We start from the raw sequence: 23,686 nt of genomic DNA, 5'->3' as shown, positions 1-23,686 counted from the left end.
CGTGCCGAGGCGTCTTTGGCAGGGGAGTTGAACTGCCAGTGCCGCAATGCGTGACGCGACGAAGGTGCTAACCAACACAGATCAAGGTTGTTCCGAACCCGTCACGAGAACGGTGACAGGCCCCTCATCGCGGAAAGCTAGCCGCCGCGCTTCAGGGTCTCGCGCGCGATCACCAATTGCTGAATTTGGCTCGTGCCCTCGTAGATCCGGAACAGGCGCACGTCGCGGTAGAGCCGCTCGATCCCGTAATCCGCGATATAGCCGGCGCCGCCGAAGATCTGCACCGCGCGGTCCGCGACCCGGCCGACCGCTTCGCTGGCGAAATATTTGGCCGCCGCCGCCTCCAGCGTGATCGGCGTGCCCGTGTCCTTCAGCGCCGCGGTTTCCAGCACCAGCGCCCGCGCCGCCATCGCCTCCACCTTGGAGTCGGCGATCATCGCCTGGATCAGCTGGAAGTCGGCGATCGGCTTGCCGAACTGGCGCCGCTCGGTTGCGTAGGCGACGCAATCCGCCACCAGCCGCTCGGCAATACCGGTGCAGACCGCAGCGATATGCAACCGGCCCCGGTCGAGAACGCGCATCGCGATCCCGAACCCCTCCCCTTCCGCGCCGAGCCGATTGGCGGCGGGAACGGGCACGTCGTCGAAATGGACGTCGCAGACGTGGGCGCCCTGCTGACCCATCTTGGTCTCGGGGCGGCCGATGGTGATCCCCGGCAGATCTGTCGGCACCAGAAAGGCGGAGACGCCCTTGGCACCGGCGTCTCCGGTGCGCGCCATCACCGTGAACAGCGAGGCCTTGTCGGCATTGGTGATGTAGCGCTTGGTGCCGGAGAGGCGATAGGAGTCCCCGCCTGCCCCGACCCCCGATCCGGGGTCCCGAACGGCACGGGTAGACACCGAGGCACTGTCCGAGCCGGCGCCGGGTTCGGTCAGCGCGAAGCTGGTGATCACCTCGCCGCTTGCGATCCGCGGCAGCCATTCCGCCTTCTGCGCATCAGAGCCTGCCATCACCAACCCCTGGCTGCCGATGCCGACATTGGTGCCGAACACCGAGCGAAATGCCGGCGAGGTCCGCCCGAATTCAAGCGCGATCCGAACCTCTTCCCGCATGTCGAGGCCAAGCCCGCCATACCGGTCGGGAATGGAGAGGCCGAACAGCCCCATCTCCCGCATCTCCCGGACGATCTCGGGCGGCACCTCATCAGTCTCGGCGACGTGCGCCTCGAGCGGCCGCAGCCGCTCGGCGACATAGCGGCGGATGGTGGCAAGAAGGGCGTCGAATGTCTCGGTGTCGAGCGGCATGCTTCTCTCCTCTCCCCTTCATGCCCCCCATCAAAGTACTACTTTGATGGGATCCCACGGGAGAGGCCGGGAGAGGGGGAGTGTCCTCCCATCCGACCTGATCAGTGTGGACGAAGACTCCCCTCTCCCGACCCTCTCCCCTGAAGGGAAGAGGGATTCAATATCCCCTGAGCCGCGCGACCCGATCCGCGTGATAGTTGGTATCGCCGAACAACTCGCCGAGCACCCGATCCCGCTTCATGTAGAGGCCGATGTCATATTCGTCGGTCATGCCGATGCCGCCGTGCATCTGCACGCCCTCCTGCACGGCGAGGGTGGCGACGCTGCCGGCCTTCGCCTTGGCGACCGACACGAACAGCTCCGCCTCGTCGCTGCCCTCGTCCAGCAATTGCTGCGCCTTGAGCGCGGCGGCGCGCGCGATCTCGACCTCCGCATAGAGGTGGGCGGCGCGATGCTGGAGCGCCTGGAACTCGCCGATCAGCTTGCCGAACTGCTTGCGCTGTTTGAGATAGTCGACGGTCATCGTCATCGCGCCGGAGGCGACGCCAACCTGTTCGGAGGCGACTCCCACGCGCACTGCCGAGAGCATCCGGCCAAGCATCTCGGCGCCGCCGCCGACATCGCCGATCACCCCATCGGCATCGATCTCGACGCCCTCGAACCGGATCCGAGCGCCGACGCTGCTGTCCGCGAGGCGCACGCCCTCGATGTCGAGCCCGGCCGCGCCCTTTTCCACGGCGAACAGGGTCAGTCCCTCCTCCGCGCTGGCGGCGACGATGAACAGGTCTGCCGACGCGCCCTGAACCACGAATTGTTTGGCGCCGGTCAGCCGAAAGCCATTGCCGGCACGCTCCGCCTGCAGCGCGATCGCCTCGGGCCGATGCTTGGCGTTTTCGTCGATAGCGAGCGCCGCTACGGTCTCGCCGGCGAGGATACCCGGCAGCCAGCGCGCCCGGTGCGGCGTTCCGCGGAGTGCCTCGACGGCGCCGATCGCGGTGATCAGAAAGGGTGACGGGGTCAGGTTGCGACCGATCTCTTCCAACACGATGCCGGCCTCGACATGGCCGAGCCCAAGCCCGCCATCCGCCTCATCGACGAGGATTCCGGTGAAGCCCATCTCGCCGAACTGCCGCCACAAAGCGTGGCCGAAGCCATCCTTGCAGTTCATGTCGCGATATTTGCGCAACTGCTTCTGGATCGCCCCTTCCTCGGCCATGAAGGTCCGGGCGGTGTCCTGAAGCATGGTCTGGTCGTCGGTGAGGGTGAGTGGCATGCCAAGAAACCTTTTGAAAACCTCCCTCTCCCTTTGAGGGCCCCCGTCAAAGTACCACTTTGATGGGATCCCGGGAGAGAGGATACGGAGCCTTGGCGAAGCGAAGCTGAGCCTAGGCGAAGTTGGAGAGGGTGACACCGGCAGAAGATATTCGCTGAAGCTGTCACCTCTCCCAGCTCAGCCTAAGCTCGCCGAAAAGGCTCGCTAAGGCTGCGCAATCCTTCCCCGTCCAAGGGGGAGGGAACCGGTCTAACTTCCCGGCAATTCCAGTATCCGCTTCGCGATGATGCCGAGCTGGATTTCGCTTGTCCCGCCCTCGATCGAGTTGGCCTTGCTGCGCAGCCATTCGCGTGCGGCCTTGCCGCCGCGGCTGCGGTCGCTCTCCCATTCGAGCAGGTCGGCGCCGCCCGCCGCCATCACGATCTCGTTGCGGCGCTTGTTGAGCTCGGTGCCGGCATATTTCATCATTGAGGGCTGGGCCGGATGCGCCCGGCCCGCCTTCAATTCGTCCAGGAACCGCTCCGACATCGCGTTGAACGCGAGCGCGTCGACGTCGAAGCGGGCGATGTCCGCGCGCAGGAACGGATCGGCGATCCGCCCGTCCCCATCGCGTCCGGCGAGATCCGCAAGCGTGCGGCCGAGCGTGCCGTCCGATCCCGGCGCAACGCCCATGCCGCTGATCATCTCGCGCTCGTGGCCGAGGAGATATTTGGCGACATCCCAGCCCTTGTTGATCTCACCCACGACTTGGTCCTTGGGCACCCGGACATCGTCGAAGAAGGTCTCGCAAAAGGGCGACGCGCCGGAGATCAACCTGATCGGCCGGGTCGAGACGCCGGAAGTCGTCATGTCGAACAGCAGGAAGCTGATCCCCTGGTGCTTGGGCGCCTGCGGATCGGTCCGGACCAGGCAGAAGATCCAGTCGGCCTTGTCGGCATAGGAGGTCCAGACCTTCTGTCCGGTGACGCTCCAAGAATCGCCCCGGTCCTCCGCGCGAGTCTGCAGCGCGGCGAGATCCGATCCGGCATTCGGCTCGGAATAACCCTGGCACCAGCGTATCTCGCCGCGGGCGATTTCGGGCAGGAAGCGAGTCTTCTGCGCCTCGCTGCCATATTTGAGCAGCGCCGGCCCGAGCATCGAGATGCCGAAGCTGTAGAGCGGAGCGCGCGCGCCGATCCGCGCCATTTCCTGCTTCAGAATCTTCGCCTCGGCCGGCGACAGGCCGCCGCCGCCATAGTCGCGCGGCCACTCCGGCACCGTCCAGCCCCGCTCCGCCATCGTATCGAGCCAGCGCCGCTGCGCCTCGTTCTTGAAGCTGGCCTTGCGCCCGCCCCAGCACAGATCGGATTCGTCGCGGATCGGCTCACGCATCTCCGGCGGACACTTCGCCTCGAGCCACGCGCGAACGTCCTGGCGAAACGATTCGAAATCGCTCATCGGCGTCCTCTCCTTTACGTAAACGTAAATGACGGGTGCTGCAGTGTACGTCAACCGGGCCCGGTGGATCCATCACCTAGCTCAGATCCTCCTCCCGCAAGCGGGGAGGATTTTGCCTCATCGCAGCCCGGCGCGAGTCACACCGCCCCCACTCGACCCTCGAACTCCATCGCCTCGTCCGCGACCGGACGCAGCCGCAGCGCGGCGAAATCGAGCAGGTAATTCTGATGCACGCGCCAGGGCGCGCGCGGGCCCTGCTTGGGCATTATCGCCGAGGCACGTTGCACATAGCCCGAGGTGAAATCGAGCAGCGGCTCCCGCGCCATTGCCGGGTCCCGCAGGCGCGGCAGACAGGACGTGTAGCCGTGCCGATCCATATGGTTGAGCAGGCGGCACACCGTGCGGGCGGTGAGATCGCACTTCAGCGTCCAGGACGCGTTGGTGTAGCCGAAGGCCAGCGCGAGGTTGGGAACGTCGCTCAGCATCATGCCCTTGTAGACCAGCTTGTCGGCGGTGCGGATGGGCGTGCCGCCGACCGACAGAGCGATCCCGCCGGCAAGTTTGACGACCAGACCGGTGGCGGCGACGACGATGTCCGCAGGTAGCCGCTCGCCCGAGCGAAGTACCAGCCCGTCCGGCGCGAACGCCGCGATCTCGTCGGTGACCACCGACGCACGCTTGCTTCGGATCGCGGCGAACAGATCCCCGTCGGGAACGAGGCAGAGGCGCTGGTCCCAAGGCTTGTAGACGGGTCCGAAGTGACGGTCGACATCGTAGGCCGGACCGAGCGCCGTGCGCACGCCCTTCAGGACGTGCTTTCGGAAGGCCTCGGGCCAGCGGCGGGCGAGCGTGAAGAAGAGGATCGCCAGCAGCACGTTCTTCAGCCGCACGATCCGGTCCGCGAGGCGCTGCGGCAACCAGGCGCGGGCGGCCTTGGCGATCGGATCCGCCGCCGGGAGTGAGACGACATAGCTCGGCGAACGCTGCAGCATGGTCACATGGCCGGCGGACGCCGCCAGTGCCGGCACCAGCGTGACCGCCGTCGCGCCGCTGCCGATCACCACCACCCGCTTGCCCGCGACGTCCAGAGTCTCGGGCCAATGCTGGGGGTGAACGATCGTTCCGGCGAACGCCTGCTCGCCTGTCCAGTGGGGGCGGTAGCCGCCCTCATAATCGTAATAGCCGCTGCACAGATAGAGGAAGGAGCAGGTGAAGCGCCGGACGCCGTCTTCGGTCTCGGCCTCGAGGATCCAGCGCCCCGCCTCCGCCGACCAGTCGGCTCGGACTACCTTGTGACCGAACCGGATCCGACGATCGATGCCGTAGGCGCGGGCGGTGTCCTCGATATAGGCACGGATGTCCGCTCCGTCGGCAATCGCCTTGTCGCCGCTCCAGGGGCGGAACGGGAAGCCCAACGTGTACATGTCGCTGTCGGAGCGCACGCCGGGATAGCGGAACAGATCCCAGGTTCCGCCGATCGCACCTCGCGCCTCGAGGATGGCGTAGGACTTGCCGGAACAGATCGTCTGCAACCGGTAGGCGGCATCGATCCCGGACAGACCGGCGCCGACGATGAGGACGTCGTAATCGTCTTCGGACCGCGCGTCGGAGATCATCGGCAGCGCACCGATCGCGGCATGTCCACGGGGCACATCGTCAGGATCGGTTGCGCTTCAGCATTCTGGATCCCACGATCACGAGCCACACCCCGGCAGCGAGGACTGCGATCGCAAGACCGAACAGCAGGATGCCGTCACTTCCGCGAAGGATCTCACCGATCATCGACAGCAATATGAGGGTGCAGCCGCCGCCGACCAGCGTCAGGCAGATCCCCGCCACGATCAGAAAGACACCCGCAAGGACCCGACCGGGTGAGTCGCTCATGCGCCGATCCCGCCTTTCTCACGCAATTTGGCCGCACCGGGCGCGCCCGGCCGATAGAAACTGTTATAGGTGTCGAACGGGATCAGCCGGCCGTCCGGCGTGGCGAAGTGGATGCAGCTGCGCTTCACCGTGCCGAGATCGAAATTGTAGCGATCGAGGAACTGAATGATCGCCACCTTGAAGGTGTCGCGATAGGCAAGGCTCGCCGGCGCCTCGATCCCCGGCAGGCAGCAGAACAGGCTGGCAAGCCGGTCCTCGCCATTATTCTCCACCGTGGACAGCGACAGGAGCTCGAACACCCGCGCTTTCAGCGCCGGATCGCGCTCGAAGCTGATCGTGTTCGGCGCGGCGGCGACGATGTCCTCGCGGCCCATCAGCCGAGTGACCGGCACGACCGTACTGCCCGAGCGTATGCCGTAGCCGATGCAGATCTGATCCGGGTTGCAAGGCAGCGGCACCAGGTCCGACGCCTCGAACACGCCGCCCGCCGCGATCTTGCGCCGCAGCCCGGACAGCGTCGTCCGATGAAGCGCAGGATCGAAGCCGACGTTGCGCCCGGCGTCCTGGACCGGCTGGAAAACGACGCCGCGAACGCAGCGCCATTGCAGCGCATGATCGACGATCGCCGCGGCCTCATCGTCGTTGAGGCCGGCGCGGACGGCACAGACCAGGGTGGTGGACACGTCCGCCGCCTCGAGCCGCTCCAGCGCACGCTGGCGAATCCGGCGGAGATGCGCCCCGCGCAGGTCCATCAGAACGCCGTCGTCAAGCGAATCGAACTGGAGGTAGACTTCGAAGCCCGGTCCGATCTCCGCCAGCCGCTCGGCGAACCCCTCTTCCTGGGCGATGCGAACACCATTGGTGTTGACCATCAGGTGCCGGATAGGGCGGGAGCGCGCAGCCGCGACGATCTCCCAGAATTGCGGATGGATGGTCGGCTCGCCGCCGGACAGCTGGACGAGGTCCGGCTCGCCCTCGGCGCGCACCACGGCATCGAGCATCGCCTCCACCTCCGCGAGCGGCCGATGGCCGCCGCGCCCCACCGCGCTGTCGGCAAAGCAGACCGGGCAGGTCAGGTTGCAGGCGTCGTTGATCTCGACGATGGCAAGGCAGCTATGCTGCTCGTGATCGGGGCAGAGGCCACAATCCCACGGGCAGCCGCGCTCGGTGCGGGAGGCGTTGAACAGGGGGCGATCGCCGGGCTTCAGCCAGTGCCGGATCGACAGCCAATAGTCCGCATCGTCCTCGATCAGCGTCTTCGTCACGCCATGGTCGAGGCAGCGTTTCTGGAGGTAGACCCGCCCCTCCTCGCCGATGATCTTGGCGGGAACGAGCTCCCAGCAGGTCTCGCACAACGACGTCGTCTGTCCGTAGAAGATCCACGGCACGCTCTTTCGCGTAAGGTCAGCAGGTCCGGCGAGCGCGTGCATCGAACCACAGGGCATAAACGATCATCAGCCCGGCGAGAAGCTGGAACACGTTGAGCGGGCCGATCACCTCGGGATAGGGCTTCAGGAACTCCCAAACGAAACGCTGCGCGGCATAGACGAGGATGAACAGGTAAAAGGCGCGGTCCCGCGTCCACGCCGCTCGCCGCTGCAGCGCGGCGAGGTAGACGAGCAGGAAGACGAGCATCGAAGCACTCTCGTATATCTGCACCGGATGCCGTGCGATCCCGTCGCCCAGATCCACGCCCCAGGGTAGATCCGTCGGCGTCCCATGGGTTTCGTCGCCGAGACCTGCGAACAGGCAGCCCAGCCGGCCGACCGCGATGCCGAGCGCGATCGGGCCAACCCAGACTACACCGGTCGAGCCTCGGATCCCGCGCAGCATCTTGTAGATTTCGACCGCGACGATCGCGCCGGCAAGTCCACCGGCGATGCTGTGGGAGGGGTGCGGAACGGCGGCGAGGCCGGTGTTGAGCGAGCCGATTCCCCACGCTCCCGTCACCGCGCCGAAGGCGAGCACGATCCCGTAGGTCGCGTCGGTTCGGGCGGCGACGCCACGCGCGACCGGCTCCAGCCGCCACCGATAGAGAAAGGCTCCCAGCAGCGCCGCGGCGCCCCAGGCGATCAGGTCGAACAGGAGGTGGACCCAGGGGCTGGTCGGAACGGCCATGCGGCCTTCTTGCCGCGATCGCGCGCCCGCCACAATCGCGACGAGACTGGCGCGAATCTGCCGTTTCTGGCAGCAGGAACGCACGAAAAATGGAGAGGAAAGCGGCCGCATGGACTTTGACCTTACGGAACGGCAGGCTTTTTACCGCGACCGCGTCCGGGACTACGTCGAGGCCGCGATTCGGCCCCGCTGCAAGGACTACAAGGCCGAGCTCGCCGCCGGCGACCGCTGGCAGCCGATCCAGGTCATCGAGGAATTGAAGCCCCAGGCGCGAGCCGCCGGTCTGTGGAATCTGTTCATGCCGCCCGGCCATGCACTCGCCCATGTCGACGAGACGTTCGAGTTCGAAGGCACCCAGCTCACCAACCTCGAATATGCGCTTTGCGCGGAGGAGATGGGCCGAGTCTCCTGGGCGTCCGAAGTGTTCAACTGCTCCGCGCCCGACACCGGCAACATGGAGGTGTTCCATCGCTACGGCACGCGGGAGCAGAAGGAGCAATGGCTGCGGCCGCTGATGAACGGCGAAATCCGCTCGGCCTTTCTGATGACCGAGCCCGGCGTCGCCTCATCCGACGCGACCAACATCGAATGCGACATCGCCCGCGACGGCGACGATTACGTGCTGAACGGCCGCAAATGGTGGTCGAGCGGTGCCGGCGACCCGCGCTGCAAAGTCGCGATCGTGATGGGCAAGACCGACCGCGGCGCCGACAAGCATCGCCAGCAGTCGATGGTGCTGGTCCCGCTCGACGCGCCCGGAGTCACCATCGAGCGCCCGCTCACCGTCTACGGCTATGACGACGCGCCGCACGGCCACATGGAGATCGAGCTGAAGGACGTGCGCATCCCTGCGTTCAACATGCTGCTCGGCGAAGGCCGCGGTTTCGAGATCGCGCAGGGGCGGCTGGGGCCGGGCCGCATCCACCATTGCATGCGCACGATCGGCGCCGCCGAGGAAGCGCTCGCCGCGATGGTCCGCCGCCTCCAGAGCCGGGTCGCGTTCGGCAAGAAATTGGCCGAGCATTCGATCTGGGAGCAGCGCGTCGCCCGCGCCCGTATCGACATCGACATGTCGCGCCTGCTTTGCCTCAAGGCCGCCGATCTGATGGACAAGGCCGGCAACAAGGCGGCGCAGGCGGAGATCGCGATGATCAAGGTGCAGGCGCCGAACATGGCGCTCTCGATCATCGACGACGCCGTCCAGGCCCATGGCGCCGCCGGCGTCGGTCAGGATTTCGAGCTCGCCAAGAGCTGGGCCGGCATCCGTACTCTGCGCCTCGCCGACGGCCCCGACGAAGTCCACAATCGCGCGATCGCGCGCATGGAATTCGCCAAGCATGCGCCGCGCGGCTGAAAATCAAGCATCTTCCCTGCGTGCAAAGCACGTGGGGAGGGAGACCATCCGCAGGATGGTGGAGGGGCGCAGGGGCCGTGACGCCCCTCCACCGCGTTGCACGCGGTCCCCCTCCCCATCGTCTGCGACGACAGGGAGGAGTTAAGATGACCATGTTCGATCTGACCGGCAAGGTCGCGGTGATCACCGGTTCGTCGCGCGGCATCGGCCGGGCGATCGCCGAAGCAATGGCCGATCAGGGCGCGACCGTGGTGGTCTCCAGCCGCAAGGCCGACGCCTGCGCCGAAGTGGCCGACGGCATCAACGAAAAGCACGGCGCGGGCCGGGCGATCGTCGTTCCCGCCAACATCTCGTCAAAGGAAGCGCTGCAAGCCTTGGTGGACGAGACCCGGCGGCAGCTCGGCAAGATCGACATCCTCGTCTGCAACGCCGCCTCCAATCCCTATTACGGGCCGATGGCGGGGATTTCGGACGACATGTTCCGCAAGATCCTGGAGAACAACGTCATCGCCAACCATTGGTTGATCCAGATGGTGGCCCCGGAGATGATCGAGCGGCGCGAAGGGTCGATCATCATCGTCTCGTCGATCGGCGGACTCAAGGCGTCCACAGTGATCGGCGCCTACAACGTCTCCAAGGCGGCCGACTTCCAGCTCGCCCGCAACCTCGCCGCGGAGTTCGGCCCGCATCAGGTACGGGTCAATTGCATCGCGCCCGGCCTCATCCGCACCGATTTCGCCAAAGCGCTCTGGGAAAATCCGCAGACCCTGGCAATGGTGACCGCCCACACCCCTCTGCAGCGGATCGGCGAGCCGCACGAGATCGCCGGCGCCGCGGTGTTCCTTGCCAGCCCTGCCTCCACCTACGTCACCGGCCAGGCGATCGTCGTCGACGGCGGCTCGACCACCGGTGTCGGGCTCTGACCCGCATTCCAGGGAGTTTGCCATGAAACTTGCCGACAAGGTCGCTATCGTCACCGGCGCCGGCTCGGGCATCGGCCGCGCCACAGCAATCCGCTTCGCCGAGGAAGGCGCCCGCGTCGTTTGCGCCGATCTCACCGGCCACGACGAGACCGCCGACATGATCGGCGAGGCGGCGGTCGGCATCCAGGCCGACGCCGGCAATGACGAGGACGTCCAGGATCTCGTCCAGGCGGCGCTCCAATATCATGGCGGGCTCGACGTCTTCTTCGCCAATGCCGGCATTTCGGGCGGCCTCGCCTCGATCTTCGAACAAAGCGCCGAGGATTGGCAGGAGATCTTGCGCGTCAATCTGATCGGGCCGTTCCTGGCGGTGAAGCATGCCGCGCCGGCGATGAAGGAGCGCGGCAAGGGCTCAATCATCTGCACCGCATCGGTCGCCGGTATCCGCGCGGGGGCCGGCGGCCCGGCTTATTCGGCGTCGAAGGCCGGGGTGATCAACCTCGTCGCCGTCGCCGCGACCCAGCTCGCCGGCTCGGGCATCAGGGTGAATGCGATCTGCCCGGGCCTCATCGAGACCGGCATGACCCGGCCAATCTACGACATGGCGCGTGCCGCCGGCAAGGAAGACCGGCTCGGCCACCTCAACCCGCTGAGGCGCGGCGGCGTGCCCGACGAGATCGCCGCCGCGGCCCTGTTCCTTGCCTCGGACGAGGCGAGCTACGTCAACGGCCACGCGCTCGTCGTCGACGGCGGCCTCTCGATCTCGCATCCGTTCAACCACCAGGAATATGGCCGCACGGCCTTCTGACCATCGGAGACACGCATGAGCCCGATCAGCACCCGTCGTCACGGCGACGTCCTCATCATCCTGTCCAACAATCCGCCGGTCAACGCCCTCGGCCACGCCGTCCGCGAGGGCCTCGTCGCCGCGATCGAGCAGGCCGACGCCGACGATTCCGTGAAGGCTGTGGTCATCCTCTGCCAGGGGAGCACCTTCTTCGCCGGCGCCGACATCACCGAATTCGGCAAGCCGATGCAGATGCCGATGCTGCCGCAGGTGGTCGACCGGATCGAGGCGTGCACCAAACCGGTGGTCGCGGCGATCCACGGCACCGCTTTCGGGGGCGGGCTCGAAGTCGCACTCGCCAGCCATTATCGGGTGGCGGTGCCCTCGGCCAAGCTCGGTGTACCGGAAGTGAAGCTGGGCCTCTTGCCGGGCGCCGGCGGCACCCAGCGGCTCCCACGTGCGGCGGGCGTCCGCAAGGCGCTGGAAATGGCGACCAGCGGCAGTCCGATCTCCGCCAAGGAGGCTTATGCCTGCGGCCTCATCGACCGGCTGATCGAAGGCGATCTCGAGCAGCATGCGGTCGCCTATGCCGAGGAAGTGCGCGACGTCCGCCCAATCCCGATCACCAGCGATCGGGACGAGAAGCTCGAGGAAGCGCGGGGCAATGCGGCCCTGTTCGACGATTTCCGGAAGGAACATGGCCGCAAGTTCCGCGGCTTCGATGCGCCCGAGGCGAACATCAAGGCGATCGGGGCCGCCATCGCAAAGCCGTATGCGGAGGGCGTGCAGGACGAGCGTCGGCTGTTCATGGAGCTGATGAACGGCACCCAGGCCAAGGCTCAGCAATATTTCTTCTTCGCCGAGCGCAAGGCTTCGAAAATCGAAGGCCTCCCCGAAGGCACCCTGCCGCGCACCATCTCCAAGGTCGGCGTGATCGGCGCCGGCACCATGGGTGGCGGCATCTCGATGAACTTCCTGTCCGCGGGAATCCCCGTAACGATCGTCGAGCAGCAGCAGGAGGCGCTCGATCGCGGCACCGGCATCATCCGCAAGAACTACCAGGCGACCGCGGCCAAGGGCCGGATGAGCGAGGCCCAGGTCGAGTCCGCAATGGCCCTGCTCACCCCCTCCCTCTCGCTCGACGATCTCGCCGATTGCGATCTGATCATCGAGGCGGTGTTCGAGACTATGGACGTCAAGAAGGAGGTGTTCGGCAAGCTCGATCGCATCGCCAAGCCGGGCGCGATCCTCGCCTCCAACACGTCGTACCTGAACGTCAACGAGATCGCCGCCGCGACGTCCCGCCCGCAGGACGTGCTCGGCCTGCATTTCTTCTCGCCAGCCAACATCATGAAACTGCTCGAGGTGGTGCGCGGGGCGAAGACCGCGCCCGATGTCCTCGTCACCGCGATGCAGCTCGCCAAGCGCATCCGCAAGGTCGCGGTCGTCGCCGGCGTGTGCTTCGGGTTCATCGGCAACCGCATGCTGATTCCGCGCCAGACCGAGGCCAACAAGCTTCTTTTGGAGGGCGCCACGCCCGAGCAGATCGACCGCGTCCATGTCGAATTCGGAATGCCGATGGGACCGTTCCAGATGGCTGATCTCGCCGGCGTCGACATCGGCTGGCACCGCGATCCCACCCGGATCGAGAGCATCCGCGACGCGCTCTGCGCGATCGATCGCTGGGGTCAGAAGAAGGGCGCCGGCTTCTACGATTATGACGACAAGCGTCGCCCCTCCCCCAGCTCCAAGGTGCAGGAGATCATCGACGGTTTCCGTGCGCAGGCCGGCATCGCGCCGCGCCAGATCGACGACCAGGAAATCATCGAGCGCACGCTCTACACCATGGTCAACGAAGCCGCGAAGATCCTCGACGAAGGCATGGCCCAGCGTGCCAGCGACGTGGATGTGGTCTGGGTCTACGGCTATGGCTGGCCCGTTTATCGCGGCGGTCCGATGTTCTGGGCCGACAGCGAGGGCCTCGACACGATCGTCGAAGGGCTGAAACGGCAACAGGCCCGGATGGGCGACGATTTCACCCTCTCGCCGCTCCTCGCCCGCAAGGCCGAAGCGGGGGAGAGATTCACCCGCTGACCGAGCTCCCTCACCGGAAAAGGCGGCCTCGCCGGCTGCCTTGGGGGGGACGTCGGGGATGAGGCGGATATGTCCGCTATGGCAGCCGGGGCGAAGCGCCCGGCCCGGCTGCCAAACCCGGAGGTGCGGGCGCTCCGCTATGCCTTGTGAAGTTCCGGATCCTGCATTTGGCTGCGCATCACCAGCTCGGCGCCATAGGCCTCGATCATGCCACGTGCGCGATCCGCGGTATCGCTCGAATTCCAAAACTCCGCAGGGATCTGATCGTTGGAGGCGGACGACACCTTGCCCGGAGCGTAGACTTCCGCGACAGACCCTCCCTCCGCTTCGCTGTTCCCCGAAATCTCGGCAGCGCTCTTTTCGGCGGATTCGGACGGCAGCATCGCCAGGGTCTGCAACGTTCCCGCGGCCAGCAGCCGTTGCTTGAGGGCATCGGTGACCCCGCTCGGCGGCGAGCTGGCGAGCCCGACGATGATCCGCTCCGGCGCTTCGACCGCGAACCTCTCGGGCGCCGCCTTTGCCGGATATGCGCGATATGGCTCGTTGCCGGCAGTGTTGATCGTGGTCATGCGCACTCCTCTCCTTGCGGGCCGGTGCGGCACGCTCCTGGCTGCTTTATAGACGGCGGCAGTCGTTACGGCGCCGATCGGAACATTGATGTCGGCGCCCGGCCGCTCTCCCCGATGGCTTGAACCGGCGCAGGAGACGCCTTGCGCCGCCGCCAGCAGGCAGGCCCTGCAACCGCTTCACCAATTGGCCGCGGCTCCCGCGCAGGCCGGTGCGAGGAGACTTCCACGCGCCAACGTCAGCTCCTTCGCCGGCTTTGAAGCAGGTCCTAATCGATTCGTTTAGTGATCCCATGAGGAGGTTCGGCGTAGATCTGGGCCAATCAACGGAGGCCGTCATGCAGGATTCCATCGGCTCGATCACGAGCACGCCCGCTCTCCCCAAGACTGCGCAAGCCGATCCCGTCGGCAGCGAGGGGCGCAGCGTCCGGGTCGATTTCGGATCCGGCAAGCCAAACCTTTATTGCAGCGATTGCACGGGCGTGCCGCTCGAACAGGCCGTCCGTTCGGGCGACGCGAAGATCGGCTATGACCTCCAGGCCAGGGCGGCCGGCCTCGATCCAGCCGCGATCGCGCCGGGGAGTGCCGAAGACAAGCAGGTGATCGCGGATCTCTCCGCAACGCTCAACCGCTGGATGAATCATGGCGAGCCTCGCGGCGACGGGATCGCCAGCAGCATCGAAGCCTTCCGTGCGGAGGCGCAGGCAACCGTCGCACTGCGTGACCAGGCCGCTAAGCCCGGTGGACAGACGCTGACTGCGACAGGGGCAACCACCATCCCGACGGAGGCTGGCGGCCGCATCCTGCGCGACAATCCGGCACTTGAGATCCAATGGCGATCGACGACCAGCCCGGTGACCAACAAGGATGGGTTCACCAAACCGCTGGAGACTTTGCTCGACGACGCTGGAATCCGGCGCGATTTCCCCGTCAACCCGGCGCCGATCGGCGGCACCACCTCCAACCACCCCGGCGCGACCACGCTGAACGGCAATGCGGCGCGCGATGCGATCGCCGACGATCTGCGGGCCGATCCGCGCTACAGCGACGTTCGCACCGAAGTACCGCGGCAGACGTCGCTTGGCGGCCGTCAGGTCGACGTCGTCGCTTCCGAGCGGGGCACCCGTCCGGAGATGAACCGCACGCTCGAGATCGAGTCCAAGCTCGGCCGGGCGAGCGCAAGCAGCGACACGCGGCTTCAGGTCGCCAAGGACGCGGAGCGGCTGACGGAGAACGGCAACGTCCGCCGCCTCGGCACGACGCTGGAACGCGTCGGCCGGGTGGCGCGCCCGATAGGATTGGCCATCGACGCCGTTCAGGTCGGCCAGGCCTTCCGTGCTGACGGCAACACGTTCGGCGATAACACGCAACGCGCAGTTGGTAGCCTCGCCGGCGGCGCGGCCGGCGCGTGGGGCGGCGCGCAGATGGGCGCCGCCATCGGTTCCGTGGGAGGTCCGGTCGGAACCGTGGTGGGCGGCGTCGTGGGCGGCGTGGTTGGCGGCGTGATCGGCAGCGGCGTCGGCGCAAAGGCAGTCGACTGGGCCAAGAGCTGGTTCTAAACCGCGGCCATGTTCGGCTGGGCAAAGAAGAAGGATGCACGCACCGAGGCGGGCAAGTTGTCGCGCCTCCTCCAGGAATATCCCCCCTTCACGCCGCGACACGTCGCGCTGAACATCCCCACTCCGGGATCGAACGCGCCGGTACTGACCGAAAGCCAGGCGCACGAGAATCTCGACCAATATCGTGACGCGCTGCCATCGCGGCTCGCTTTGTTGCGGCCCGTGCTTGCCGGGATCGGCATCGACATGGATGCGGCTTATTCCGATCCGCTGGCCTACGTGGCGACGCTGCACCGAACCCTGCTGGCAGAACTGCCGCCGCTCTACCGCCCCGAACTCGCCAGGCAGCCCGCGCGCGAACTTTCCAGCCGCGGCGGGGCAGACATCCCGCTCAGCTTCATGAGCGATCTGGCGATGCTCGAGTGCGATGTCCTCATGCGCGCCAAGCCGGGCTGCTTTCTCGGGCTGAACATCGATCCCGACGACCGAAAGATGGCCAGCTATCGCCGCCCCTGCCTCCTCGGTCTGCGCGATGCGCATTTCGCCGCGCCGCCCGCGACGTTGTTCGTCGAGGCGGATTACTTCAACTCTTACGGCGCAATGGATCATCCCGAACGTCTCGCCAGCCCCGACGTCAGGCTGCCGGCGGGATGGATGCGCACGATCGGCGGCACGCTGTTGATGCGCCTGGACCGCTTCGAGGCGCACCCCGATCTGCCGAGGCTTCGCGAATCGACCTGGCTGGCACAGGCGGCCCGAGCCGAGCCAAGAGCCGTTCGCGAGGCGTGACGGCGAGCCCTGCGCCTCCATGCAGAGCAGACGCTTTCGCGCGCTGCGACCGTCCGCGCCTCCGGTGCCGTCGTCGAAATACTTACCGTGGAGTCGGGCCCGGCTTGCCGTCCGGTCGTTTCCCCGCTCGCCCGTTCGGAGCCGTTGCGCCTCTCACCTGCCGGCGCGCGCCTGCACAGCCGTCCGCTTCGACACGTCGGCCGGGGGAACCGTCCGGATCGTCGCCGCATATTCCGCGATCAGGACAAGCAGCCAGAACTCCACGCCCGCCCATTTGCCCGTCACCCCCGCGGCGATCAGATCCAAAGCGAGGAACACCAGGCTGAGCATCCGAAAGAATCTGAAACTCGCCGTCGGGCTGTCGGCGCGACGGGCGGCGGTGATCATCATGATCACGCTCATGCCGCCCCACAGGATCGACGAGAACAAAGTGTCCGCATGATAGAAGCCATCGAGCGCCGTGATGAACCAGAACAGGCGCGACACTGCGAACTGGCTCTGTCGCGTCACCTGGCACAGCTTGATGATGGGCGGGATGAAGAGGGTCCCACCGACCCATTCGTCAATCTTGTCGAACAGCATGGCGCCGATATGGGGCCGCCCGCATCGGTGCGCTACCGTCACGCGGGGAAATGCCGCCGACGCAGAGCCCGAAACAAGGCAGGAATGACAAAGATGCTCATCCTGTGGCAGGGAACCCCGCCGGCGCGTCCGCCGGCATCCGCTTATCATGTCAGTCGAGGGGGACCAGAATTGTTCAGCCGCCGCCAGACCATCGCCATGCTCGGAGCCCTGCCTGCGGTGACGATTGGGTCCCGGGCGCTTGGCCGTGAAACCGTGCCTATCACCACCGTGCTCGAACAGTTCATCCAGGCGGCGATGAACAATTCGCCGCAGCTGCTGACCATGATGGGCGCCGACAAGGGGGACCATGCCGACGCAAGATCGAAGCTCGACGATCGCTCGGCTGCCGGCATCGAGCAGATGCGCAAGCTGCTGGCCGGCCTGTCCGATGCAATGGACCGTTACGACCCGAAGCAGCTCTCCGGGAGCGACTGGGTCAATCAGCAATCGGCGAAATATCTCGCAGCCGCCACTCTGGAGGGCTTCGACTTCCCGTTCGGCGACCCGAATGTCGGCATCGCCGTTCCCTACACCGTAAGCCAGCTCACCGGTTCCTATCAGAGCATCCCGTCCTTCCTTGCCACCCAGCATCGCATCGCCGCCGCCGCCGATGCCGAAGCCTATCTGTCGCGTCTTTCCGCCTTTGCCGCCGTGCTCGACCAGGAAACGCTTCGGTCGCACGCCGATTATGGGCGCGGCGCCGTTCCGCCGGTCTTTGTTCTTCGCCGCACCCTTGAACAGCTCGATGCCCTGCTGTCACCAGCGCCGGACGCTTCCGAGCTCGTCACCAGCCTTGCCGAGCGCGCCGCCGCCGCGAAGCTGCCCGGCGCGTGGCGCACGCGCGCAGCAGCGGTGGTAGCGCAGGAGGTCAGGCCGGCGCTGCTGCGCCAGCGTGGGCTGCTCGACGACGCGCTTGCCCGGGCGGGGGACGCGGCCGGCGTGTGGAGATTGCCGCGCGGTGAGGAATATTATCGCTATGCGATCCGCGCGGCGACGACCACCGACATGGCCCCGGAGGAGATCCATCGCTTCGGGCTCGAACGCGTCGCCGAGCTCACTGCGCGCGCCGACATCATCCTCAGGCGTCAGGGTCTCGCCGACGGAACGGTGGCCGCGCGTCTGGCCCATCTTCGCCGCGATCCGCGCCACCTGTACCCCAATGACGAAGCCGGGCGGGCGGCGCTGATCGCCGATCTCAATGCGCGGATCGATCGGATCAGGCCCAAATTGCCGTCCTATTTCGGCCACCTGCCCCGCGCGGGCGTGGAGATCCGACGGACGCCCCCGTCGGTCGAGGCCGGCGCGCCGGGCGGCACCTATCAACCGCCAAGCCTCGACGGCAGCCGGCCCGGCCTGTTCTCCATCAACCTTCGCAATCTCGCGGAGTTGCCCAAGTTCGATCTGCCGACCCTCGTCTATCATGAAGTGCTGCCGGGACATCATCTGCAGAATGCCTCGATGATCGAGGCGCCCGACGTGCCGACGCTGCGCCGGCTTCCGCTCTTCTCCGGCTATTCGGAAGGCTGGGCACTCTACGCCGAGCAGCTGGCCGAGGAGATGGGGGTCTATGCCGACGATCCGCTCGGCGAGGTCGGCTATCTCGCGTCCATGCTGTTCAGGGCTGTCCGGCTGGTCGTGGATTCCGGCCTGCATCACATGCGCTGGACGCGCGAGCGCGCGATCACCTACATGGTCGAGACGCTCGGCGACGCCGAGACCTCGATGACCCGCGAGGTCGAGCGTTACTGCGTCCAGCCCGGACAGGCGTCGAGCTACATGCTCGGCTGGCGCGTGTGGTCGAGCGCGAGAGAGCGGGCGCAGGCGCGGCTGGGCAATCGCTTCGACATCCGCGAATTCCACAATCGCGGCCTGCTGGCAGGATCGCTCCCGCTGGATGTCCTGTCGCGCGTGATCGACGACTGGCGGTAGTCTGGCCCTTTCCCGCCGGCCGGAAGGGGAATTGCCACCTTTTGCTAACCTTTTTCAGGCATCGCAACTGGGATGGGGATCGGGCAATTCCGCAAGCTGCGGGAGCAGCTCAGAGACGGGCGTACCAAGGTCCTTCTCTGGACCACGCTCGTCGCCCTGATCTTCGGCGCGATCCAGTTCGGCGAGCCGCTCGAATATTTCTTGCGCATGACCCGCGACCGGCTGCGCGAGCACCCGCCGAGCGGCGACATCGTGCTGGTCGCGATCGACGACAAGAGCGTGGCGAGCCGGGAGGGCATGCTCCTGGCGCGAAGCGACCATGCGGCGATGATCGATGCGCTTGCGAGCGGCGGCGCTCGCAGCATCACGTATGCCAGCGACCTTCCTCCTGCCAGGAGCGAAGCAGACCGGGCGTCGCTTGCGGCGGCGATCCGGCGCCATCCGCAAGTGGTGAGGCTGAGTGCCCGGTTCGATCTCGGATCGCGCGACGAAGCGTCGCGCAGCATCATCGCGGATTTGACCCTGCAGCCGCTTCCCGAGCAGGTAAATACGAACTTCCGTTACAACTTCACCGGGACAGCGTGGCGGCTCCCATTCGCCCTCGACATGCACGGCACGAAGGTTCCCAGCGTCGGCGCCCGGCTTGCCGGGGTTACTGGCGACACCGCCGTCACCTACCGGGTCGATTATGCCGTCGAAGTAACGGCCATCACCCACATAAGCGCCATCGACGTTCTCAAGCGACGAGGCATTGCCGCGGTTCGGGGAAGAGACGTCGTGATCGCAAACACGGCACCGACCATTTCAGACAACTTCTTCGTTCCCGGACACGGCCACCTGCCGACCGTCTATATACATCTCGCCGGCGCCGAGACGCTCAAGCGGGGGCAACCGATCGAGATCGGATGGTTCGTCCCGTTCCTTTGCGCCCTCGCTATTGCGATCCTCGGCACATCGCGAAGAAACGGCAAAGCGGGTGGCGCGATCGCCGCGTCCGGCATCCTTCTGCTTCTCTTCGGACCGCTCCCGTTCGAGGAAGCGTCGATCTTCATGGACGTCACGCCGGCGCTGTTCCTGATCTGCTCGGTGTCGCTGTTCATCGGTTCCGGACGCCTCTGGCGAACCTATCGTCAACGCGCCAACGTCAACGGCGTCTCGGGGCTTCCGAACCTCAATGCGCTTCGCCAGGAGGCGGATGCCGGAGGCAAGGCGCTGATCGTGACGCGTGTTCACAATTACGCAGAGATCTGTGCAGCGCTCGCGGTCGATCAGGAGGGCGCACTGGCGCTCGAAATCGCGAAGCGGCTCGGCATCGGCGTGCCGATACCCAAGCTGTTTCACGGCGACGAGGGTATCTTCGCCTGGTTCGTGCCGCTGGAGCGCGCAGGCCAGATCGAGGAGCATCTGGAAGCGTTGCAGGCACTGTTTCGCACGCCTGTGGTCGTCGGGGCAGCCAAGTTCGATCCCGTCGTAACGTTCGGCATCGAGACGACGCAGGGTCGCTCGCTGGCAAGTCGTCTCGGAAGCGCCCTCGTTGCGGCGGATCAGGCTGCCGCCGCTGGCAGGGCCTGGGGGCGCTACGATCCCGAACGCCTGAAGGAGGCGCCTTGGCGCCTGTCGATCTTGAGCCAGCTTGATGCGGCCGTCGAAAGCGGCGATCTGTGGGTGGCTTATCAGCCGAAGATCAATCTCGCCACGCGCAGCCTTATCGGGGCGGAGGCCCTGGTGCGCTGGACCCACCCCGACAAGGGCCCCATCCCCCCTCTGGAGTTCATTCCGCTGGCCGAGCAGAATGGCCGCATCGCCGGCCTGACGCACTTCGTGCTCGAGCGGGCAGTCCGCGCCGCCGCCTTCATCAACAAGAGCGGGCTCGAGTTCGGGATGTCGGTCAATCTGTCGGCCAAGCTTCTTCACGAGCACGGCCTCGACGAGACGGTGATCAAGATTCTCGATCGCTATCAGCTGCCGCCGGAACGGTTGACCCTGGAGGTTACCGAGACCGCCGCCTTGGCGACGGACGGCGACGACCTCGATTCCCTGCACCGGCTGCGGCGGATCGGCGTTCTGGTGTCGATCGACGATTATGGCACCGGGCTTTCGACTCTCGAATATATGCGGCGGATACCCGCCACCGAAATCAAGATCGACCGCAGCTTCATTCAATCGATCTACAAGAATCACAGTGACAAACTGATGGTCCACTCCACCATCCAGCTCGCTCACTCCCTCGGTCAGAAGGTTGTCGGCGAAGGCGTCGAGGACGCTCAGACCCTGGAGGCGCTGGCCTATATGGGCTGTGACGAGGCACAGGGTTATTTCATCGGAAGGCCGGTTCCGTTCAGGCTTTTGGTTCGGCAGTTGCGGCAGAGCTCAGGAGTTCAAGCGGCCTGACTCGGGGTTTAACGCCTTGATAACCACTTTTGTTAAGGTTAACGCTCTCAACCGACGCCTGCGATGGCCGCAGTGCGCTCGGCGCAGAGGGAAAACACGATGCAAAAGCAGGTTCGACCCACGCGGTTCAGCATCTGGGATTGGATCATCGGATACGGCACTATCAGCTGATCCGGCGTTTCGCTTGCGAGGCCCCGCCACGGGGCCTCGATTTCCAGCTGGAATGATCTCAGATATTATCGCAAGGCAGGCGCCGTGAAGGCGACCATCTACCACAATCCGCGCTGCGGCACCTCGCGCAAGACCCTCGAGATCCTCGAGCGGAGCGGCGCCGAAATCACGATCGTAGACTATGTCAAGACGACACCGTCGAAGGACGAGCTTCGTCGGCTCTACGCACGCGCCGGGATCACGCCGCGTGAGGGTCTCCGGGCCAAGGAGAGCCTGGCGCAGGATCTCGATCTGGTGTCCGGCACCGTCAGCGACGACGCCATTCTCGACGCGATGGTCGAGAATCCCATCCTGATCGAGCGACCTCTGGTCGAGACCGACAAGGGCGTCCGCCTTTGCCGCCCGCAGGACAAGGTGCGCGAGATCCTCTGAGCACGGCGCGGCCTGCCATCAGGGGCAAGGGGCGGCGAAGCGCCGCCATTCTTATATCCGTCACATTCGCATCCTACAGCCGCTTCGGGGGTGCCGGGTGCGTTCTGTCGCGATCTACAGTCTGAAGGGCGGAGTCGGCAAAACCAGCCTGTCGCTCAACCTTGCCTGGGCGGCGGCGACCCTGTCCGCCCGCCGCACCCTGCTCTGGGATCTCGACGCCCAGGCGGCGGCGACCTTCCTCGCCGGTGCCCGCCCGCGCAGCGGCGCCGGCGAAGCGCAGGGCCTGTTCGCGCGCGAGATCGCGCCCGACAAGCTGGTGGTGCCGACCCAGACCGCCCGCCTCGACCTGCTTCCGGCCGATCGCTCGCTGCGCAGCCTCGATCGCTTCTTCTTCACCCTCGGCAAGAAGAAGCGGCTCGAGAAGCTGCTCCAGATGCTCGCCCACGGCTATGATCGGGTGCTGCTCGATTGCCCTCCGGGTCTCTCGGAGACCAGCGAGCAGGTGTTGCGCGCGGCCGACCTGATCGTCGTTCCGGTGATCCCCTCGCCGCTCTCCCGTCGCGCCCTCGACGAGGTCGTCGCCCATCTCGGCCGAAGCTCCGGGCGACGCGGCGCGATCCTGCCGGTGTTCAACATGGTCGACCGGCGCCGCGCGATGCACCGGTCCGCGATCGAGGCGGCGCCGGATTGGCCGGTGATCCCGATGGCGAGCGCGGTCGAGGCGATGGCCGTGCACCACGATGCGGTCGGCAGCTTCGCCCCCGGCGCGCCGGCCGCCGACGCGGTGGCACGCCTGTGGCGCGCGGTCGAGCGCCGGCTGATCGCCGCCGAAAGCAGTTGACGCCCTCCGGCTCTCCCCTTCAATCCCGCGCCATGGCGCTGATCGATCCCGACCTGCTGCTGCGTGCCTATGCGATCGGCGTCTTCCCGATGTCGGACAGCCGGGATGCGGCCGAGATCTTCTGGGTCGAACCGCGCAAGCGCGCGATCCTGCCGATCGAAGGCTTCCGGCTCTCCCGCTCCTTGCGCAAGACCCTCCGCGCCGGTGCATTCGAGGTCAGCCGCGACACCGCCTTCGCCGATGTGATTCGGCTCTGCGCCGGTCGCGAAGAGACCTGGATCAACGACGAGATCGAGCAGAGTTTCGTCCGCCTGCACGAGCTTGGCTACGCCCACTCGATCGAATGCCGGCAGGACGGCAAACTCGTCGGCGGCCTCTATGGCGTGCGCCTCGGCGGGGCGTTCTTCGGCGAGAGCATGTTCTCGAAGCGCACCGACGCCTCGAAGGTGGCGCTCGCCTGGCTGGTGGCGCGGCTGAAGGTCGGCGGCTACACCCTGCTCGACTGCCAGTTCATGACCGATCATCTCCGCAGCCTGGGCGCGATCGAGATCAGCCAGAAGGATTATCTGGCGCTGTTGGCCTCTGCGCTGTCGGCGGACGGAGCCGCTGCCGCCGGAGTCTCCGTGGTTCCGCCGGGAGACGGTGCCGGCGCCGCCGGGGCACGCCGCGCGCCGCCCGATCTCGGCGCACTCGACCGATTGCTTGCCGACTCGGCGCGGACCGTCGATTCGCCGCCTTCGGGATGGGTCATCGCGCAGCTCTTGGGGGTGACGTCGTAGATCGGATGCTCGACGACGTTGAGCGACGGCGTCTCCTTGTACAGCCAGCCGGAGAACACCCGCTGGAACTCGCCTTGGGGATTGCGGACGTCGAGTTGGACGAAGGCACCGGTGAGCTTCTGAACTTCCCACGGCGCTGTGGTTTCGCAGGCGCGCAATCGGACGATCGCGTCGCCGACTCGCAGCGCCTCGCCCGGCTTCATCGTGAGATCGCGCGAACTGCCGTTGCGCTTGTTGAGCAGAGAGACGACGGCGACACGCTGCGCCATCGGCGTGGTTCCCGGCGCAAACGCGGTAACCGTCTGCGGAATGTCGACGGTCTGCGGTTCGGGTTCGCTCTGCTTGCCGGCCTTCTTCTGCTGACCGCCGTCACCGCCGCAGGCTGTGAGTGCGGCAAGAGCAGCGAGCGCGGCGGCGCGGCAGGCGAGGCC

General features: G+C 66.3%; 20 protein-coding genes and 1 pseudogene. 11 read left to right on the top strand and 10 right to left on the bottom strand.

Features of this window, described 5'->3' with window-relative positions:
- Window positions 1-137: 137 nt before the first annotated feature.
- The 7 genes from ETR14_RS18590 to ETR14_RS18560 all read right to left on the bottom strand — a co-directional run bounded on the left by ETR14_RS18590 (window position 138) and on the right by ETR14_RS18560 (window position 8,016).
- On the bottom strand, window positions 138-1,304 hold the full coding sequence (locus tag ETR14_RS18590) for an acyl-CoA dehydrogenase family protein (protein ID WP_129387346.1): 1,167 nt from the start codon (window positions 1,302-1,304) through the stop codon (window positions 138-140).
- A gap of 157 nt (window positions 1,305-1,461) precedes the next feature.
- The gene (locus ETR14_RS18585) at window positions 1,462-2,577 is read right to left on the bottom strand and encodes an acyl-CoA dehydrogenase family protein (protein ID WP_129387343.1); all 1,116 of its coding nucleotides are present in this window, start codon (window positions 2,575-2,577) and stop codon (window positions 1,462-1,464) included.
- Window positions 2,578-2,826: 249 nt separating this feature from the next.
- Window positions 2,827-4,014, bottom strand: a complete 1,188-nt coding sequence (locus ETR14_RS18580; protein ID WP_129387340.1) for an acyl-CoA dehydrogenase family protein — start codon at window positions 4,012-4,014, stop codon at window positions 2,827-2,829.
- A 137-nt stretch (window positions 4,015-4,151) separates the two neighbouring features.
- Entirely contained in the window at window positions 4,152-5,666 is a 1,515-nt protein-coding gene (locus tag ETR14_RS18575; protein ID WP_243455579.1) for an NAD(P)/FAD-dependent oxidoreductase, read from the bottom strand.
- 4 nt (window positions 5,667-5,670) lie between these two features.
- Complete coding sequence (locus ETR14_RS18570; protein WP_129387337.1) at window positions 5,671-5,898, bottom strand: hypothetical protein; 228 nt, start codon at window positions 5,896-5,898, stop codon at window positions 5,671-5,673.
- Window positions 5,895-7,328, bottom strand: a complete 1,434-nt coding sequence (locus ETR14_RS18565; protein WP_243455578.1) for a radical SAM protein — start codon at window positions 7,326-7,328, stop codon at window positions 5,895-5,897. The genes ETR14_RS18570 and ETR14_RS18565 overlap by 4 nt, the downstream gene beginning before the upstream one ends.
- Window positions 7,303-8,016 (bottom strand): prolipoprotein diacylglyceryl transferase, encoded by a 714-nt coding sequence (locus tag ETR14_RS18560; protein WP_206185863.1) that lies wholly within the window; start codon window positions 8,014-8,016, stop codon window positions 7,303-7,305. The genes ETR14_RS18565 and ETR14_RS18560 overlap by 26 nt, the downstream gene beginning before the upstream one ends.
- Window positions 8,017-8,125: 109 nt before the next feature.
- Between ETR14_RS18560 and ETR14_RS18555 the strand changes: the two genes are divergently transcribed.
- The 4 genes from ETR14_RS18555 to ETR14_RS18540 all read left to right on the top strand — a co-directional run bounded on the left by ETR14_RS18555 (window position 8,126) and on the right by ETR14_RS18540 (window position 13,174).
- Complete coding sequence (locus ETR14_RS18555) at window positions 8,126-9,370, top strand: acyl-CoA dehydrogenase family protein (protein ID WP_129387332.1); 1,245 nt, start codon at window positions 8,126-8,128, stop codon at window positions 9,368-9,370.
- 146 nt (window positions 9,371-9,516) lie between these two features.
- Entirely contained in the window at window positions 9,517-10,293 is a 777-nt protein-coding gene (locus ETR14_RS18550; RefSeq protein ID WP_129387329.1) for an SDR family NAD(P)-dependent oxidoreductase, read from the top strand.
- Window positions 10,294-10,315: 22 nt separating this feature from the next.
- Window positions 10,316-11,101: an SDR family NAD(P)-dependent oxidoreductase gene (locus ETR14_RS18545; protein ID WP_129387326.1), complete on the top strand. Its 786-nt coding sequence runs from the start codon at window positions 10,316-10,318 to the stop codon at window positions 11,099-11,101.
- A gap of 15 nt (window positions 11,102-11,116) precedes the next feature.
- Window positions 11,117-13,174: a 3-hydroxyacyl-CoA dehydrogenase NAD-binding domain-containing protein gene (locus tag ETR14_RS18540; protein WP_129387323.1), complete on the top strand. Its 2,058-nt coding sequence runs from the start codon at window positions 11,117-11,119 to the stop codon at window positions 13,172-13,174.
- Between the two features lie 137 nt (window positions 13,175-13,311).
- On the opposite strand, the gene ETR14_RS18535 is transcribed toward ETR14_RS18540, so the two are convergent.
- Window positions 13,312-13,743 carry a hypothetical protein gene (locus tag ETR14_RS18535; RefSeq protein WP_129387320.1) on the bottom strand — a complete coding sequence of 144 codons (432 nt, stop codon included), beginning with the start codon at window positions 13,741-13,743 and terminating at the stop codon, window positions 13,312-13,314.
- Window positions 13,744-14,078: 335 nt separating this feature from the next.
- Here ETR14_RS18535 and ETR14_RS18530 point away from each other — a divergent pair, with 335 nt between their 5' ends.
- Both ETR14_RS18530 and ETR14_RS18525 read left to right on the top strand, forming a co-directional pair.
- Window positions 14,079-15,299, top strand: coding sequence for a hypothetical protein (locus tag ETR14_RS18530; RefSeq protein ID WP_129387318.1), 1,221 nt, complete (start codon window positions 14,079-14,081; stop codon window positions 15,297-15,299).
- A gap of 9 nt (window positions 15,300-15,308) precedes the next feature.
- On the top strand, window positions 15,309-16,088 hold the full coding sequence (locus ETR14_RS18525; RefSeq protein ID WP_129387315.1) for a hypothetical protein: 780 nt from the start codon (window positions 15,309-15,311) through the stop codon (window positions 16,086-16,088).
- Between the two features lie 153 nt (window positions 16,089-16,241).
- Here the strand turns inward: ETR14_RS18525 and ETR14_RS18520 are convergent, their stop codons facing one another.
- A complete protein-coding gene (locus ETR14_RS18520; protein ID WP_129387312.1) occupies window positions 16,242-16,670 on the bottom strand; it encodes a hypothetical protein in 429 nt (142 codons plus the stop codon).
- An 84-nt stretch (window positions 16,671-16,754) separates the two neighbouring features.
- Here ETR14_RS18520 and ETR14_RS18515 point away from each other — a divergent pair, with 84 nt between their 5' ends.
- The 5 genes from ETR14_RS18515 (at window position 16,755) to aat (ending at window position 23,255) form a co-directional block, all read left to right on the top strand.
- Window positions 16,755-18,641, top strand: a complete 1,887-nt coding sequence (locus ETR14_RS18515; RefSeq protein ID WP_206185862.1) for a DUF885 family protein — start codon at window positions 16,755-16,757, stop codon at window positions 18,639-18,641.
- Between the two features lie 72 nt (window positions 18,642-18,713).
- Window positions 18,714-21,032 (top strand): EAL domain-containing protein, encoded by a 2,319-nt coding sequence (locus ETR14_RS18510; protein WP_129387309.1) that lies wholly within the window; start codon window positions 18,714-18,716, stop codon window positions 21,030-21,032.
- 255 nt (window positions 21,033-21,287) lie between these two features.
- Window positions 21,288-21,635 (top strand): arsenate reductase (glutaredoxin), encoded by a 348-nt coding sequence (arsC, locus tag ETR14_RS18505; RefSeq protein ID WP_129387306.1) that lies wholly within the window; start codon window positions 21,288-21,290, stop codon window positions 21,633-21,635.
- Between the two features lie 97 nt (window positions 21,636-21,732).
- A complete protein-coding gene (locus tag ETR14_RS18500; protein ID WP_129387303.1) occupies window positions 21,733-22,476 on the top strand; it encodes a ParA family protein in 744 nt (247 codons plus the stop codon).
- Between the two features lie 32 nt (window positions 22,477-22,508).
- The gene (gene aat / locus ETR14_RS18495; RefSeq protein ID WP_129387300.1) at window positions 22,509-23,255 is read left to right on the top strand and encodes a leucyl/phenylalanyl-tRNA--protein transferase; all 747 of its coding nucleotides are present in this window, start codon (window positions 22,509-22,511) and stop codon (window positions 23,253-23,255) included.
- 35 nt (window positions 23,256-23,290) lie between these two features.
- Here aat and ETR14_RS29315 read toward each other — a convergent pair.
- A pseudogene (locus ETR14_RS29315) lies at window positions 23,291-23,458 on the bottom strand (DUF2155 domain-containing protein); the annotation flags it as partial.
- Between the last annotated feature and the right edge of the window lie 228 nt (window positions 23,459-23,686).

Source organism: Sphingosinicella sp. BN140058 (genome assembly GCF_004135585.1).
In the GTDB taxonomy this organism is placed as follows: domain Bacteria; phylum Pseudomonadota; class Alphaproteobacteria; order Sphingomonadales; family Sphingomonadaceae; genus Allosphingosinicella.
The sequence above is the reverse complement of the archived record's forward strand: the minus strand, read 5'-3'. Positions and strand labels throughout refer to the sequence as shown.

What these genes read in the sequence shown, in the direction of transcription:
- ETR14_RS18525 (WP_129387315.1), top strand. Translation starts at nt 15,309, where the DNA reads ATGTTCGGCTGGGCAAAGAAGAAGGATGCACGCACCGAGGCGGGCAAG.
- ETR14_RS18545 (WP_129387326.1), top strand. Translation starts at nt 10,316, where the DNA reads ATGAAACTTGCCGACAAGGTCGCTATCGTCACCGGCGCCGGCTCGGGC.
- ETR14_RS18510 (WP_129387309.1), top strand. Translation starts at nt 18,714, where the DNA reads ATGGGGATCGGGCAATTCCGCAAGCTGCGGGAGCAGCTCAGAGACGGG.
- ETR14_RS18540 (WP_129387323.1), top strand. Translation starts at nt 11,117, where the DNA reads ATGAGCCCGATCAGCACCCGTCGTCACGGCGACGTCCTCATCATCCTG.
- ETR14_RS18570 (WP_129387337.1), bottom strand. Translation starts at nt 5,898, where the DNA reads ATGAGCGACTCACCCGGTCGGGTCCTTGCGGGTGTCTTTCTGATCGTG.
- ETR14_RS18535 (WP_129387320.1), bottom strand. Translation starts at nt 13,743, where the DNA reads ATGACCACGATCAACACTGCCGGCAACGAGCCATATCGCGCATATCCG.
- ETR14_RS18585 (WP_129387343.1), bottom strand. Translation starts at nt 2,577, where the DNA reads ATGCCACTCACCCTCACCGACGACCAGACCATGCTTCAGGACACCGCC.
- ETR14_RS18565 (WP_243455578.1), bottom strand. Translation starts at nt 7,328, where the DNA reads ATGCACGCGCTCGCCGGACCTGCTGACCTTACGCGAAAGAGCGTGCCG.
- ETR14_RS18555 (WP_129387332.1), top strand. Translation starts at nt 8,126, where the DNA reads ATGGACTTTGACCTTACGGAACGGCAGGCTTTTTACCGCGACCGCGTC.
- ETR14_RS18580 (WP_129387340.1), bottom strand. Translation starts at nt 4,014, where the DNA reads ATGAGCGATTTCGAATCGTTTCGCCAGGACGTTCGCGCGTGGCTCGAG.
- ETR14_RS18560 (WP_206185863.1), bottom strand. Translation starts at nt 8,016, where the DNA reads ATGGCCGTTCCGACCAGCCCCTGGGTCCACCTCCTGTTCGACCTGATC.
- ETR14_RS18520 (WP_129387312.1), bottom strand. Translation starts at nt 16,670, where the DNA reads ATGCTGTTCGACAAGATTGACGAATGGGTCGGTGGGACCCTCTTCATC.
- ETR14_RS18530 (WP_129387318.1), top strand. Translation starts at nt 14,079, where the DNA reads ATGCAGGATTCCATCGGCTCGATCACGAGCACGCCCGCTCTCCCCAAG.
- ETR14_RS18515 (WP_206185862.1), top strand. Translation starts at nt 16,755, where the DNA reads ATGACAAAGATGCTCATCCTGTGGCAGGGAACCCCGCCGGCGCGTCCG.
- aat (WP_129387300.1), top strand. Translation starts at nt 22,509, where the DNA reads ATGGCGCTGATCGATCCCGACCTGCTGCTGCGTGCCTATGCGATCGGC.
- ETR14_RS18590 (WP_129387346.1), bottom strand. Translation starts at nt 1,304, where the DNA reads ATGCCGCTCGACACCGAGACATTCGACGCCCTTCTTGCCACCATCCGC.
- ETR14_RS18550 (WP_129387329.1), top strand. Translation starts at nt 9,517, where the DNA reads ATGACCATGTTCGATCTGACCGGCAAGGTCGCGGTGATCACCGGTTCG.